Genomic DNA, 13543 nt, shown 5'->3' on the forward strand with positions numbered 1-13543 from the left:
AGCAAGAGGTGAAATCAATTGGCAGTCATTACCAGCTTTGATATAAAAAAACGCGAGAAACAAATAAAATATGAAAGAGCAGTTCTTAAGGAAATATCCGTTAAAGAATTAAAAGAAAAGGTAGCTCACTATTTTGGCTCCTCTAACCTTACTTCTAGTATCTTAATGAACAGTGGTATAGAAGAGGCATGTTATGATGTGGCAATAGAGGCCTTTCTTTTAGGAGCGAATTACAGTAAATTTAGTGAATATGGCGAAGAAATTCAAGCTATAAAAAATAGATGCAAGGAAGAAGATGTTCATTTAAAAGAAACACTTTATCATTTTCTTCTTTATTGGGGCAGTGAGGAAAGCAATAAAAATGAATCCCTTTACTATTTATGCGAACAATTTGTTGATGAATGGTGGCTGGAAGGTTATATGAAAGCGAATAAGAGAAGAAAGCTTCGCTTACATTGAAAGATGGCATGAGGATGCCATCTTTTTGTTATGACCTGAAAGAAGGACTTGCTGTTCTAAAACCTCGTATTCCTCCATATAGTATGAATAAGGACGGGCATAGGGGGGAATGAGGTTAACTGTGAGTAAAAAGTGGAAAATAAGTATATATATCCTAGGACTAGCACTCCTTTTCTTTATTTTGCAACTTGATTTCTCAAATGATGATTCATGGGATGCCTGGAATTTGCCATTAACCGGAAAAGTAATCATTATTGATCCTGGACACGGCGGGCCTGATGGTGGTGCAGGGGATAATGAGGTATTGGAAAAGGATATTGCCTTAAGCGTTTCCTTAAAGCTTCGAGATTATCTGCAAGAGCAAGGAGCGTTAGTCATCATGACAAGAGAAGTGGATAAGGATTTGGCTAGTGAAAGTACGAAAGGCTATCGCAATCGAAAAGTTGAGGATTTAAAAGAAAGAATAAGCATTATCAATAAATCGGATGCGGATTTATTCTTGAGTATTCATTTAAATGCTATCCCTTCATCGAAATGGAGTGGAGCACAAACCTTCTATTCCTCTAAGCAAGAAGGAAACGATAGAGCTGCCAAGTTTATTCAAGACGAATTAATTGATAACTTAGAGAATACTACCCGAAAGGCAAAAACGCTGGAGAGTGTATACATACTTAAATATGCCGAGAGACCAGGAGTGCTAGTGGAGGTAGGTTTCTTATCAAATCCACAAGAAAAGGCAAATCTTATGAAAGAAGACTATCAGGAGAAAATAGCAGCGTCTATTTATAAAGGGGTTAATCGCTTTTTTACAAATGAAGAGGAACTTGAAATTCAAGAATAGAGACGAATCATGTCTCTATTCTTATTTTTGTCGATTCTATTCCCGGGAAATAAATGCTGGTAATAACGTTTGAATCTTCAGAATGTAAACGATAACTATTTTTATGCTATACTGTTAGTAAAAATAGGAAAGGGGATTGCGTCATGATAACAAAAGAAGAAATTGAGAAGATAGTGGAGAATATGATCGATCCTTTTTTACATAAATCATTGCTTGAACTGAGCGCAGTGAAAGATGTCAAATGGAATGAAGAAAAAGGGCATGCCAGTTTAAAGGTTGCTGTAGCAAAGCTTGGTTCCGCCTATCAAATCGAGTTGCAAAATCAAATTGTCAGCGCGCTTAAAGAAAGAGGAGTAGAAAGTGTTGGGTTACGTTTTACGGAATTATCTAGTGCGCTTGTAGAGGAAATAATAAAGGAAACAGAATCTGAAGAGAAGAAGCCAATTTATATTGCCATTGCTAGTGGGAAAGGTGGAGTAGGAAAATCAACGGTTTCCGTAAATTTAGCTGTCTCTTTAGCAAGGATGGGGAAAAAAGTTGGGTTACTGGATGCTGACATTTATGGTTTTAGTGTTCCAGATATGATGGGGATCACGAATAGACCAGAAGTAATAAAGGAGCGTATTATTCCGGTTGAGCGTTTTGGGGTTAAAGTTATTTCGATGGGATTCTTTGTTGAAGATAATACGCCTATTATCTGGAGAGGGCCAATGCTTGGTAAAATGCTGACAAGCTTTATGGATGAAGTAGAATGGGGAGAGCTTGATTATCTCCTATTAGATTTACCACCAGGAACAGGTGATGTGGCCCTAGATGTCCACTCTATGCTGCCGACAAGTAAAGAAATTATCGTAACAACACCTCATCCAACTGCTGCGTTTGTTGCAGCACGTGCTGGAGCGATGGCATTAAGAACAGAACATGAGATATTAGGTGTCATAGAAAATATGTCTTATTTTGAAAGCCGTTTAACAGGGGAAAAGGAATATGTGTTTGGCAAGGGGGGAGGAAAGAAATTAGCAAAGGATTTGGAGGTACCCTTACTTGGAGAACTGCCATTGGGGCAGCCAGATTGGAATGAAGAGGATTTTGCTCCATCCGTCTATAAAGAAACGCATCCTATTGGTGAAAGATATAAGGGGATTGCTGAACAAATAGTAGAAGTGTTAGAGATGGCAGTAGATAGAGTAGAAAACTAACTGCTGATAGCAAAGAGGTACCTTCCTTTGAAGGTACCTCTTTTTATATTTTATTTTCTTCAGATAATAAAGAGGAAGAGGCTTCTTTCGCAGCTTTATCTAGTAATTCTTTAAATTTGGACTTGAATTCAGGTGTTTCCATTGTTTCTTGGAGGATTTGTTCTACATGCTCTCTATATTCTGTGCTTTTTAAAATGTTCTTCATTTCTGATTCTAGTGAAGGATCTTGCAGCAACTCGACCATCATTTTCCGATATCCTGGATCCTTCATTAGGTCTTTGATCAATTTTTCATTTTCGGATTTCATGCTTTTTGCCATTGTTTCAGCAAACTCAGGATCTTTGAATTTCTTTTGCCAAAATTCAGCCGCCTTGTCAGAAACAAGTGTTTTTTCTATTGTGTTTGTTACTGCTTTTTCATTCATAACCAAGTTTTGTTTTATTTCTTCATCGTTCATTACTTCACGAATAGCTTTTTTCCCTTCATCTGTTTTTAATATATCCACAATCATTTTTTTCGTTTGATCATAGTCCATTTGTTGAGAATTTTCACTTTCTGAGCATCCGCTTAATAAAGAAATGACTAGCAGGAGGGTAATCCCTTTTTTTAGCATGATAATTACCTCTTTCATTAAAGATATCTATTAAGTAGAATGGATTCTTTTTGAATTTTTATTCCTGATGGTAAGGAAAAGATAATGAAATAAGAAAGAAAAAAACTGACCCTAAAAGAGTTTCTCGATCTTTATTCAATCGATTCCCTCTAACTTAAGGCACAGCTTTTTTGATTTAATGTACTTCTTTCGATTTGGAATCAGCGTTGGAAATCATTTCTGAAACAGTAACAAACTTTAAGTTCTTTTTTTGTAATTTACCAATAATCTCTGGTAGGGCTTTTGCAGTTTGTTTGGCAGAATCAGAAGCATGTAATAAAACAATGTCCCCTTTTTTAGCTGAAGCAGCTTTTTTAATGATTTGTTGTGCTCCGGGATTGGTCCAATCCTTAGAGTCGATGCTCCAGTGGACTAATGTATAATCATATTGGTCTGCAATAGTTAAGGTAGATTGGCTGAAATGACCAGTTGGGGCTCTAGCTAATAAAATATTTTCGACTTTTAATTTTTGAAATGCCGTTTTTGCTTTAGATATGTCTTGGCGAATTTTTTCTTCTTTTACTTCAGAATAGTCCACATAGTCATAACCTAGTATTCCAATTTCATGTCCTTCCTTTACCATTCTGCTGACTAATTCAGGATGCCTTTCTGCCCATGAACCAGCAAGAAAAAATGTTGCGTTCACTTTCTTTTCTTTCAAGATATCAAGAATTGGTTCTGCTTTTTTGTCACCCCATCCAATATTAAAGGTGAGTGCAACTCCCTTTTCCCCTTTATAAACAGCCTTTGGTCCATCCTTTGAAGAAAATACAGGGATTTGGACAATATTTTCCACATACAAAAACCAGGCTGTGAAGAAGGATACTACAACTATCAATGCCATTTGTTTTAAGGATTTACTGTTAAGAACATAGAAAATATTCATCTGTTTGTCACCTCGTCCACTTTACTGCTCGTCTCATATTTATGTTGAAAAGAAAAAAATAATGACAAAACTTTTATAAAAAAAGAAAAACTAGTACATAATACAGAGACCAAAATATGGATGCAGCAGGAGGATTAGTAATGATTGGATTATTATTAAATAAAAAGGAAATAAAAGAGATTGAATATCTAATAAAAAGGGAATTGGATGAAATTTTATTAGATTTAGGAGATAAAAGAATTGATCTTGCTGTGAAAAAGGCGATGGTTGAAAGGTATAAGAATTTATTTATTTTACTTAAAAGAGTGGCTTCCCCTAAAGAATGTCTGGCATATATCCTGCCAGAAAGTAAACTGTTGGATGAAAAATATAAAATGTGAAAAAAACTGTTGACGAATAATAGTTATCTTGGTATATTAATAAACGTCACTTCGACATGAGAGAAATCAATGAATAAGAAAATAAAAAAGTAGTTGACTCTTAGGTTTGGGTGTGTTAAATTAATAAAGTCGCTTGTTGAGCGGCCAATCAATTGCTCTTTGAAAACTGAACAAACAAACGTCAACAATAATCGTTTTATAACGAATGTTGTAAAACAAAAAAGTAACAAAAAGCTAGAGTTTAGCAATGAGCTAATCAACTCTTTATTGGAGAGTTTGATCCTGGCTCAGGACGAACGCTGGCGGCGTGCCTAATACATGCAAGTCGAGCGGACTTTAAAAGCTTGCTTTTAAAGTTAGCGGCGGACGGGTGAGTAACACGTGGGCAACCTGCCTGTAAGACTGGGATAACTTCGGGAAACCGGAGCTAATACCGGATAATCCTTTTCCTCTCATGAGGAAAAGCTGAAAGACGGTTTACGCTGTCACTTACAGATGGGCCCGCGGCGCATTAGCTAGTTGGTGAGGTAACGGCTCACCAAGGCGACGATGCGTAGCCGACCTGAGAGGGTGATCGGCCACACTGGGACTGAGACACGGCCCAGACTCCTACGGGAGGCAGCAGTAGGGAATCTTCCGCAATGGACGAAAGTCTGACGGAGCAACGCCGCGTGAGTGATGAAGGTTTTCGGATCGTAAAACTCTGTTGTTAGGGAAGAACAAGTACAAGAGTAACTGCTTGTACCTTGACGGTACCTAACCAGAAAGCCACGGCTAACTACGTGCCAGCAGCCGCGGTAATACGTAGGTGGCAAGCGTTGTCCGGAATTATTGGGCGTAAAGCGCGCGCAGGCGGTCCTTTAAGTCTGATGTGAAAGCCCACGGCTCAACCGTGGAGGGTCATTGGAAACTGGGGGACTTGAGTGCAGAAGAGAAGAGTGGAATTCCACGTGTAGCGGTGAAATGCGTAGAGATGTGGAGGAACACCAGTGGCGAAGGCGACTCTTTGGTCTGTAACTGACGCTGAGGCGCGAAAGCGTGGGGAGCAAACAGGATTAGATACCCTGGTAGTCCACGCCGTAAACGATGAGTGCTAAGTGTTAGAGGGTTTCCGCCCTTTAGTGCTGCAGCAAACGCATTAAGCACTCCGCCTGGGGAGTACGGCCGCAAGGCTGAAACTCAAAGGAATTGACGGGGGCCCGCACAAGCGGTGGAGCATGTGGTTTAATTCGAAGCAACGCGAAGAACCTTACCAGGTCTTGACATCCTCTGACACTCCTAGAGATAGGACGTTCCCCTTCGGGGGACAGAGTGACAGGTGGTGCATGGTTGTCGTCAGCTCGTGTCGTGAGATGTTGGGTTAAGTCCCGCAACGAGCGCAACCCTTGATCTTAGTTGCCAGCATTCAGTTGGGCACTCTAAGGTGACTGCCGGTGACAAACCGGAGGAAGGTGGGGATGACGTCAAATCATCATGCCCCTTATGACCTGGGCTACACACGTGCTACAATGGATGGTACAAAGGGCAGCAATACCGCGAGGTCGAGCAAATCCCATAAAACCATTCTCAGTTCGGATTGTAGGCTGCAACTCGCCTACATGAAGCTGGAATCGCTAGTAATCGCGGATCAGCATGCCGCGGTGAATACGTTCCCGGGCCTTGTACACACCGCCCGTCACACCACGAGAGTTTGTAACACCCGAAGTCGGTGGGGTAACCTTTTGGAGCCAGCCGCCTAAGGTGGGATAGATGATTGGGGTGAAGTCGTAACAAGGTAGCCGTATCGGAAGGTGCGGCTGGATCACCTCCTTTCTAAGGAAAATGGAATTTACATTCCATCAAAGATTGTTGACGATTTGATTGTTCAGTTTTGAGGGAGTAATTCCTCAAAATGATAGGCTGAATAAGCCTGATTGTTCCTTGAAAACTAGATTATGAAAAGTAAGAACCAAGAAAGAAACCGAGTAATCGCCATCTTAGATTCTCTATTTAGAGAATTACTTCTTTGAAAAGTAGTCGTATTAAACGAATACTCCTTCAAAGATTGGAGAGCAAAGAGAAGCAAGTAGGTCAAGGAAGCGACCGAACGAGCACCGGAGCGTACGACAGTACGTGAGGAGCAGAGTGAAGAAGCTGACGAAGAGATACGCCGCTTATCTTTGGTCGAAATTAAGTTAAGTTAGAAAGGGCGCACGGTGGATGCCTTGGCACTAGGAGCCGATGAAGGACGGGATTAACACCGATATGCTTTGGGGAGCTGTAAGTAAGCTTTGATCCAGAGATTTCCGAATGGGGAAACCCTCTATCCGTAATGGGATAGAATCTTTACCTGAATACATAGGGTACTGAAGGCAGACCCGGGGAACTGAAACATCTAAGTACCCGGAGGAAGAGAAAGCAAACGCGATTCCCTGAGTAGCGGCGAGCGAAACGGGATTAGCCCAAACCAAGAGGCTTGCCTCTTGGGGTTGTAGGACACTCTATATGGAGTTACAAAGGAACGGGGTAGACGAATCGATCTGGAAAGGTCAGTCGTAGAAGGTAAAAACCCTGTAGTCGAAACTTCGTTCCCTCTTGAGTGTATCCTGAGTACGGCGGGACACGAGAAATCCCGTCGGAAGCAGGGAGGACCATCTCCCAAGGCTAAATACTCCCTAGTGACCGATAGTGAACCAGTACCGTGAGGGAAAGGTGAAAAGCACCCCGGAAGGGGAGTGAAATAGATCCTGAAACCGTGTGCCTACAAGTAGTTAGAGCCCATTTATGGGTGATAGCGTGCCTTTTGTAGAATGAACCGGCGAGTTACGATTACATGCGAGGTTAAGTTGAAGAGACGGAGCCGCAGCGAAAGCGAGTCTGAATAGGGCGAAATAGTATGTGGTTGTAGACCCGAAACCAGGTGATCTACCCATGTCCAGGGTGAAGTCCAGGTAACACTGGATGGAGGCCCGAACCCACGCACGTTGAAAAGTGCGGGGATGAGGTGTGGGTAGCGGAGAAATTCCAATCGAACTTGGAGATAGCTGGTTCTCTCCGAAATAGCTTTAGGGCTAGCCTCAAGATTTAGAGTATTGGAGGTAGAGCACTGTTTGGACTAGGGGCCCCCATCGGGTTACCGAATTCAGACAAACTCCGAATGCCAAATACTTATTCTTGGGAGTCAGACTACGAGTGATAAGATCCGTGGTCAAGAGGGAAACAGCCCAGACCACCAGCTAAGGTCCCAAAGTATACGTTAAGTGGAAAAGGATGTGGAGTTGCTTAGACAACCAGGATGTTGGCTTAGAAGCAGCCACCATTTAAAGAGTGCGTAATAGCTCACTGGTCGAGTGACTCTGCGCCGAAAATGTACCGGGGCTAAACGTATCACCGAAGCTGTGGATTGACATCTATGATGTCAGTGGTAGGAGAGCGTTCTAAGGGCGTTGAAGCTAGACCGTAAGGACTGGTGGAGCGCTTAGAAGTGAGAATGCCGGTATGAGTAGCGAAAGATGAGTGAGAATCTCATCCACCGAATGCCTAAGGTTTCCTGAGGAAGGCTCGTCCGCTCAGGGTTAGTCGGGACCTAAGCCGAGGCTGAAAAGCGTAGGCGATGGACAACAGGTTGATATTCCTGTACCACCTTTAAATCGTTTGAGCAATGGGGGGACGCAGGAGGATAGGGTAAGCGTGCTGTTGGATTAGCACGTCCAAGCAGTTAGGCTGGTAATGAGGCAAATCCCATTACCACATAAGCGGAGCTGTGACGGCGAGGGAAATATAGTACCGAAGTTCCTGATTCCACACTGCCAAGAAAAGCCTCTAGCGAGATTTAGGGTGCCCGTACCGCAAACCGACACAGGTAGGCGAGGAGAGAATCCTAAGGTGAGCGAGAGAACTCTCGTTAAGGAACTCGGCAAAATGACCCCGTAACTTCGGGAGAAGGGGTGCTCTTGCGGGTGCAAGCCTGCGAGAGCCGCAGTGAATAGGCCCAGGCGACTGTTTAGCAAAAACACAGGTCTCTGCGAAGCCGCAAGGCGAAGTATAGGGGCTGACACCTGCCCGGTGCTGGAAGGTTAAGAGGAGGGGTTAGCACGTTAGTGCGAAGCTCTGAATTGAAGCCCCAGTAAACGGCGGCCGTAACTATAACGGTCCTAAGGTAGCGAAATTCCTTGTCGGGTAAGTTCCGACCCGCACGAAAGGTGTAACGATCTGGGCACTGTCTCAACGAGAGACTCGGTGAAATTATAGTACCTGTGAAGATGCAGGTTACCCGCGACAGGACGGAAAGACCCCGTGGAGCTTTACTGCAGCCTGATATTGAATTTTGGTACAGCTTGTACAGGATAGGTAGGAGCCTTGGAAGCCGGAGCGCCAGCTTCGGTGGAGGCATTGGTGGGATACTACCCTGGCTGTATTGACATTCTAACCCGCACCCCTGATCGGGGTGGGAGACAGTGTCAGGTGGGCAGTTTGACTGGGGCGGTCGCCTCCTAAAAAGTAACGGAGGCGCCCAAAGGTTCCCTCAGAATGGTTGGAAATCATTCGTAGAGTGTAAAGGCACAAGGGAGCTTGACTGCGAGACCTACAAGTCGAGCAGGGACGAAAGTCGGGCTTAGTGATCCGGTGGTTCCGCATGGAAGGGCCATCGCTCAACGGATAAAAGCTACCCCGGGGATAACAGGCTTATCTCCCCCAAGAGTCCACATCGACGGGGAGGTTTGGCACCTCGATGTCGGCTCATCGCATCCTGGGGCTGTAGTCGGTCCCAAGGGTTGGGCTGTTCGCCCATTAAAGCGGTACGCGAGCTGGGTTCAGAACGTCGTGAGACAGTTCGGTCCCTATCCGTCGTGGGCGTAGGAAATTTGAGAGGAGCTGTCCTTAGTACGAGAGGACCGGGATGGACGCACCGCTGGTGTACCAGTTGTCTTGCCAAAGGCATCGCTGGGTAGCTATGTGCGGAAGGGATAAGTGCTGAAAGCATCTAAGCATGAAGCCCCCCTCAAGATGAGATTTCCCATAGCGCAAGCTAGTAAGATCCCTGAAAGATGATCAGGTTGATAGGTCAGAGGTGGAAGCGTGGCGACATGTGGAGCTGACTGATACTAATAGATCGAGGACTTAACTAAAATGAAAAGCGGAAACGCCTGTTAATCGGCGATAAGCTGGACAAAATGATTACTTGTTTCTTTCTTCTTACCATAATCTAGTTTTCAGGGAATAATTTTTCGAAATTACACTTGAAAAAATATCTAAAACATGTATAATAATACATGTCTGATAAATAAGTCTGGTGGCGATAGCGAGAAGGTCACACCCGTTCCCATACCGAACACGGAAGTTAAGCTTCTCAGCGCCGATGGTAGTTGGGGGTTCTCCCCCTGTGAGAGTAGGACGTCGCCAGGCATACCATTATTCCGCAGTAGCTCAGTGGTAGAGCATTCGGCTGTTAACCGAACGGTCGTAGGTTCGAGTCCTACCTGCGGAGCCATTATTTTTATTATATGTTAGCCAAGGTGCTTCCATAGCTCAGCAGGTAGAGCACTTCCATGGTAAGGAAGAGGTCACCGGTTCGAGCCCGGTTGGAAGCTTACGAAAATAAATATGGCCCATTGGTCAAGCGGTTAAGACACCGCCCTTTCACGGCGGTAACACGGGTTCGAATCCCGTATGGGTCACCATTTGGAGGATTAGCTCAGCTGGGAGAGCATCTGCCTTACAAGCAGAGGGTCGGCGGTTCGATCCCGTCATCCTCCACCATTGATTCTTAAAAGTTTATAAATTTATTGCCGGTTTAGCTCAATTGGTAGAGCAACTGACTTGTAATCAGTAGGTTGGGGGTTCAAGTCCTCTAGCCGGCACCACTTTTTTAAATTGTCATTAGTTTGAATATCGGAGGGGTAGCGAAGTGGCTAAACGCGGCGGACTGTAAATCCGCTCCTTCGGGTTCGGCGGTTCGAATCCGTCCCCCTCCACCATTTATGATTGGACAATATTAATTATATGTCCTTTTTATATTTTTGGGCTATAGCCAAGCGGTAAGGCAACGGACTTTGACTCCGTCATTCGTTGGTTCGAATCCAGCTAGCCCAGCCAACGAGCCATTAGCTCAGTCGGTAGAGCATCTGACTTTTAATCAGAGGGTCGGAGGTTCGAATCCTCCATGGCTCATCTTTCTTTAAACCAAACACAATCGTGTTTGGTTTTTTTGTGCTTTTTAAGCATGGCATTCTTGTTGTTTCCTCTCGGGATTTATAGAATATTCGCATATATATACATAAAGATGTTGAGTTGAGTCATTGTTTCAGAAGAAGGTACAATAAAAGAAGAATATGACTGGAGAGATGGGGGAGGATTTTCATGAGAAAGCTGACTATTATTGGAATGCCGATGGATCTTGGACAAATGCGCAGAGGTGTAGATATGGGGCCAAGTGCAATCCGTTACGCAGGTATTTTTGAAAGATTATCAAAGCTATTTTCCTCTATAGAAGATTGGGGAGATATATCAGTAGGAAGACCAGAAACCATAATAGATGTCCAAAGCAATCTTAGAAATCTTCATTTAATAGCAGAAAAAAATCAAATGCTTGCAGAAATGGTTGATAAGATTATTCAATCAAAGTCATTTCCTCTTGTTTTAGGCGGAGATCATAGTATAGCAATTGGGACACTTGCTGGAGTATCTAAGCATTACACCAATTTAGGTGTCATTTGGTATGATGCACATGGAGATTTAAATACGGCAGAAACCTCTCCATCAGGGAATATTCATGGGATGCCACTGGCTGTAAGTTTAGGATATGGGCATGAGCTATTGACCAATATATTAGGAACCTCTCCTAAAATAAAACCAGAGCATGTAGTGATAATAGGAGCTAGATCTTTAGATGAAGGTGAGCGCAGGCTTATAAAAGAATTAGGAATAAAAGTTTTTACCATGCATGAAATTGATCGACTAGGGATGACGAAGGTGATGGAGAGTACGATTGATTATTTAAAGGAAAAAACAGATGGGGTACACTTGTCTCTAGACTTAGATGGATTAGATCCAAATGATGCACCAGGAGTTGGAACACCAGTACCTGGGGGAATAAGTTATAGAGAGAGTCATTTAGCTATGGAAATGTTAGCGGAGTCTGGACTTATTACTTCCGCTGAATTTGTAGAAGTTAACCCGATATTAGATGAAAGAAACAAGACTGCCTCGTTAGCTGTAGCATTGATGGGTTCACTATTTGGAGAAAAATTACTATAAATTAAAATCTAAAAAGCAGGCATGGATGTGCACTGCTTTTTAGATGATAATTGGACTGAAAGCAAGATAAAAAGCAATCTTATTATTTAACAGATAGTTCACTACATATTTTTTCATATTTATTTAATAACAAATCTAATTTTGTACTTAAGTCAACAACTTTTGGGTGCGAAAAAGAAGTGTTGTTTGCCAAATAGATCATCATTTCACGATGTTCTTCAATGTCTTTTAATAATTTTCTATCACTCATTTGCTTCACCCTCTATATGTTTTTATAATTCTTCATAATCTATATAGCCGTAGTAAATTCAAATGTTGCTTGTCTTGATTTTAGCATATTATTACTTTTTTTATAACCAATTCTAAAAATTTTAAACATTATGTGGCATTATTTGTTAAAATAAGAATGAGTATCCTAAAAAAGATAGATGTGCATAATAGGGAGATTTTTCACTACATATAAGTGAGAATATTATTTTTTTTATACATAAATAAAATTTTTTTAGAGAAAAAATGAAACCTTTCCTGCTGTCGATTCGTAAATCGATTAGCCGCACTAGAGCGGAGGTAAATAGATGGAAGCATTAGTAAAAAAAAGGATTCAACAAGTTTTAAAAGGGGATAAAAATGCATTTGGTGACATAATCGAACTATATAAAGATAAAGTGTTTCAAATTTGTTATCGGATGTTGGGGAATAGGCATGAAGCAGAGGATATAGCACAAGAGGCTTTTATTCGTGCATATGTGAATGTTCATCGCTATAATATGGAATATAAGTTTTCAACATGGCTATATCGTATTGCGACAAACCTATGCATTGACCGTATAAGAAAAAGGAAACCAGATTATTATCTTGATGCAGAGGTTCCAGGAACAGACGGCTTAAATATGTACTCGCAAATTTCCTCGGATGGAAAATTGCCTGAGGAAGATGTAGAGAGTATGGAACTGCAAGCAATGATACAAAGGGAAATCTCCAAACTTCCTGAAAAGTATCGAGCAGTCATCGTTTTAAAATATATCGAAGAACTTTCTTTAAATGAGATAAGTGAAATTCTGGAGCTTCCTTTAGGAACAGTTAAAACGCGTATTCACAGGGGAAGAGAAGCGTTGAGAAAACAATTACGGTATGTCTGATAAAGAAGGTGAAAATAATATGACTTGTACAACAGAGATTATTTCCTATATGCATCAATATCTTGATGAAGAAATAGAAGAAGAGAATTTAAAAGAATTAAAGAAGCATTTAGATCAGTGTGAAGAATGTGCAACTCATTTTCATGAACTGAAAAAAACTATCGCACTGGTCCAAAGTACTTCTCACATTCAAGCACCAATGAACTTTACAGAAAATATACTTGCTAAATTACCGGAAGAAAAGAAGCAAGTCAGAGTGAAACGATGGCTGCGTCATCATCCTATGCTTGCTGCTGCTTCCCTTTTCCTTATATTAATGATATCGAGTCTAATGTCGTCATGGAATGAGGATCATCAGTTTTCTGTTTCGAAACAGCCAAATATAATAGTAGAAAATAATACAGCTATTGTGCCAGAGGGAGAGACAGTAAAAGGTGATGTGATCGTTCGTAATGGAGATATTAAAATAGAAGGACAAGTTGAAGGAAATGTAACAGTAATCAATGGAAAGAAGTATATGGCTTCTGCTAACCAAGTAACTGGTGATATTAAAGAGGTAAACGAGATATTTGATTGGTTATGGTACCATATAAAGAAAACTGTAACGGATATTACAGGGGTATTTAGTGATGAGGATAACACCCAAAAAAATAGCCTTCCTGCAATTTAATTTTAAATTGCAGGTTTTTTTATTTAGTTTTACATGTATTTTTCTTTCGAGTAAAAATAGGGCTTAAATACAATGGAGACA

General features: G+C 41.8%; 10 protein-coding genes, 8 tRNA genes and 3 rRNA genes. 18 read left to right on the plus strand and 3 right to left on the minus strand.

All coding sequences use genetic code 11. The features are described 5' to 3' along the window. Positions 1 to 18: 18 nt before the first annotated feature. The 3 genes from NSS71_RS22635 to NSS71_RS22645 all read left to right on the plus strand — a co-directional run bounded on the left by NSS71_RS22635 (position 19) and on the right by NSS71_RS22645 (position 2499). Complete coding sequence (locus NSS71_RS22635; RefSeq protein ID WP_047943744.1) at positions 19 to 459, plus strand: DUF2521 family protein; 441 nt, start codon at positions 19 to 21, stop codon at positions 457 to 459. A 121-nt stretch (positions 460 to 580) separates the two neighbouring features. Then, positions 581 to 1300 carry an N-acetylmuramoyl-L-alanine amidase CwlD gene (gene cwlD / locus NSS71_RS22640; protein WP_047943750.1) on the plus strand — a complete coding sequence of 240 codons (720 nt, stop codon included), beginning with the start codon at positions 581 to 583 and terminating at the stop codon, positions 1298 to 1300. 143 nt (positions 1301 to 1443) lie between these two features. Continuing rightward, positions 1444 to 2499 (plus strand): P-loop NTPase, encoded by a 1056-nt coding sequence (locus NSS71_RS22645; RefSeq protein ID WP_047943745.1) that lies wholly within the window; start codon positions 1444 to 1446, stop codon positions 2497 to 2499. Between the two features lie 43 nt (positions 2500 to 2542). Here the strand turns inward: NSS71_RS22645 and gerD are convergent, their stop codons facing one another. Together gerD and pdaB are read right to left on the minus strand one after the other, a co-directional pair. Next, positions 2543 to 3112 (minus strand): spore germination lipoprotein GerD, encoded by a 570-nt coding sequence (gene gerD / locus NSS71_RS22650; protein WP_047943746.1) that lies wholly within the window; start codon positions 3110 to 3112, stop codon positions 2543 to 2545. 175 nt (positions 3113 to 3287) lie between these two features. Beyond that, positions 3288 to 4037 (minus strand): polysaccharide deacetylase family sporulation protein PdaB, encoded by a 750-nt coding sequence (gene pdaB / locus NSS71_RS22655; protein WP_047943747.1) that lies wholly within the window; start codon positions 4035 to 4037, stop codon positions 3288 to 3290. 140 nt (positions 4038 to 4177) lie between these two features. Between pdaB and NSS71_RS22660 the strand changes: the two genes are divergently transcribed. The 13 genes from NSS71_RS22660 to rocF all read left to right on the plus strand — a co-directional run bounded on the left by NSS71_RS22660 (position 4178) and on the right by rocF (position 11653). Continuing rightward, positions 4178 to 4417, plus strand: coding sequence for a hypothetical protein (locus tag NSS71_RS22660; RefSeq protein WP_047943748.1), 240 nt, complete (start codon positions 4178 to 4180; stop codon positions 4415 to 4417). A 264-nt stretch (positions 4418 to 4681) separates the two neighbouring features. Beyond that, positions 4682 to 6229, plus strand: a 16S ribosomal RNA gene (locus NSS71_RS22665). Positions 6230 to 6589: 360 nt separating this feature from the next. Continuing rightward, a 23S ribosomal RNA gene (locus NSS71_RS22670) occupies positions 6590 to 9525 on the plus strand. 160 nt (positions 9526 to 9685) lie between these two features. Continuing rightward, positions 9686 to 9802, plus strand: a 5S ribosomal RNA gene (gene rrf / locus NSS71_RS22675). Together the 16S, 23S and 5S rRNA genes with 8 tRNA genes alongside form the textbook arrangement of a ribosomal RNA operon. Before the next feature lie 10 nt (positions 9803 to 9812). Beyond that, positions 9813 to 9887, plus strand: a tRNA-Asn gene (locus NSS71_RS22680). 27 nt (positions 9888 to 9914) lie between these two features. After that, positions 9915 to 9987 (plus strand) — tRNA-Thr (locus tag NSS71_RS22685). A gap of 15 nt (positions 9988 to 10002) precedes the next feature. After that, positions 10003 to 10077: transfer RNA gene (locus NSS71_RS22690), tRNA-Glu, on the plus strand. Between the two features lie 3 nt (positions 10078 to 10080). Beyond that, positions 10081 to 10156, plus strand: a tRNA-Val gene (locus NSS71_RS22695). Between the two features lie 28 nt (positions 10157 to 10184). Then, positions 10185 to 10260 (plus strand) — tRNA-Thr (locus NSS71_RS22700). 30 nt (positions 10261 to 10290) lie between these two features. Further along, a tRNA-Tyr gene (locus NSS71_RS22705) sits at positions 10291 to 10374 on the plus strand. A gap of 43 nt (positions 10375 to 10417) precedes the next feature. Beyond that, a tRNA-Gln gene (locus NSS71_RS22710) sits at positions 10418 to 10492 on the plus strand. A 2-nt stretch (positions 10493 to 10494) separates the two neighbouring features. Next, positions 10495 to 10567, plus strand: a tRNA-Lys gene (locus NSS71_RS22715). A 189-nt stretch (positions 10568 to 10756) separates the two neighbouring features. Beyond that, a complete protein-coding gene (rocF, locus tag NSS71_RS22720; RefSeq protein ID WP_047943944.1) occupies positions 10757 to 11653 on the plus strand; it encodes an arginase in 897 nt (298 codons plus the stop codon). Between the two features lie 82 nt (positions 11654 to 11735). Here the strand turns inward: rocF and NSS71_RS22725 are convergent, their stop codons facing one another. Then, on the minus strand, positions 11736 to 11903 hold the full coding sequence (locus NSS71_RS22725) for an aspartyl-phosphate phosphatase Spo0E family protein (RefSeq protein WP_082138414.1): 168 nt from the start codon (positions 11901 to 11903) through the stop codon (positions 11736 to 11738). A gap of 325 nt (positions 11904 to 12228) precedes the next feature. Here NSS71_RS22725 and sigW point away from each other — a divergent pair, with 325 nt between their 5' ends. Together sigW and NSS71_RS22735 are read left to right on the plus strand one after the other, a co-directional pair. Next, a complete protein-coding gene (sigW, locus tag NSS71_RS22730) occupies positions 12229 to 12792 on the plus strand; it encodes an RNA polymerase sigma factor SigW (RefSeq protein ID WP_047943945.1) in 564 nt (187 codons plus the stop codon). Positions 12793 to 12811: 19 nt separating this feature from the next. Beyond that, a complete protein-coding gene (locus NSS71_RS22735) occupies positions 12812 to 13462 on the plus strand; it encodes an anti-sigma factor (protein WP_341152060.1) in 651 nt (216 codons plus the stop codon). Positions 13463 to 13543 lie beyond the last annotated feature (81 nt).

It is taken from the genome of Niallia sp. FSL W8-0951, from assembly GCF_038006525.1.
Lineage (GTDB): Bacteria > Bacillota > Bacilli > Bacillales > Cytobacillaceae > Niallia > Niallia circulans.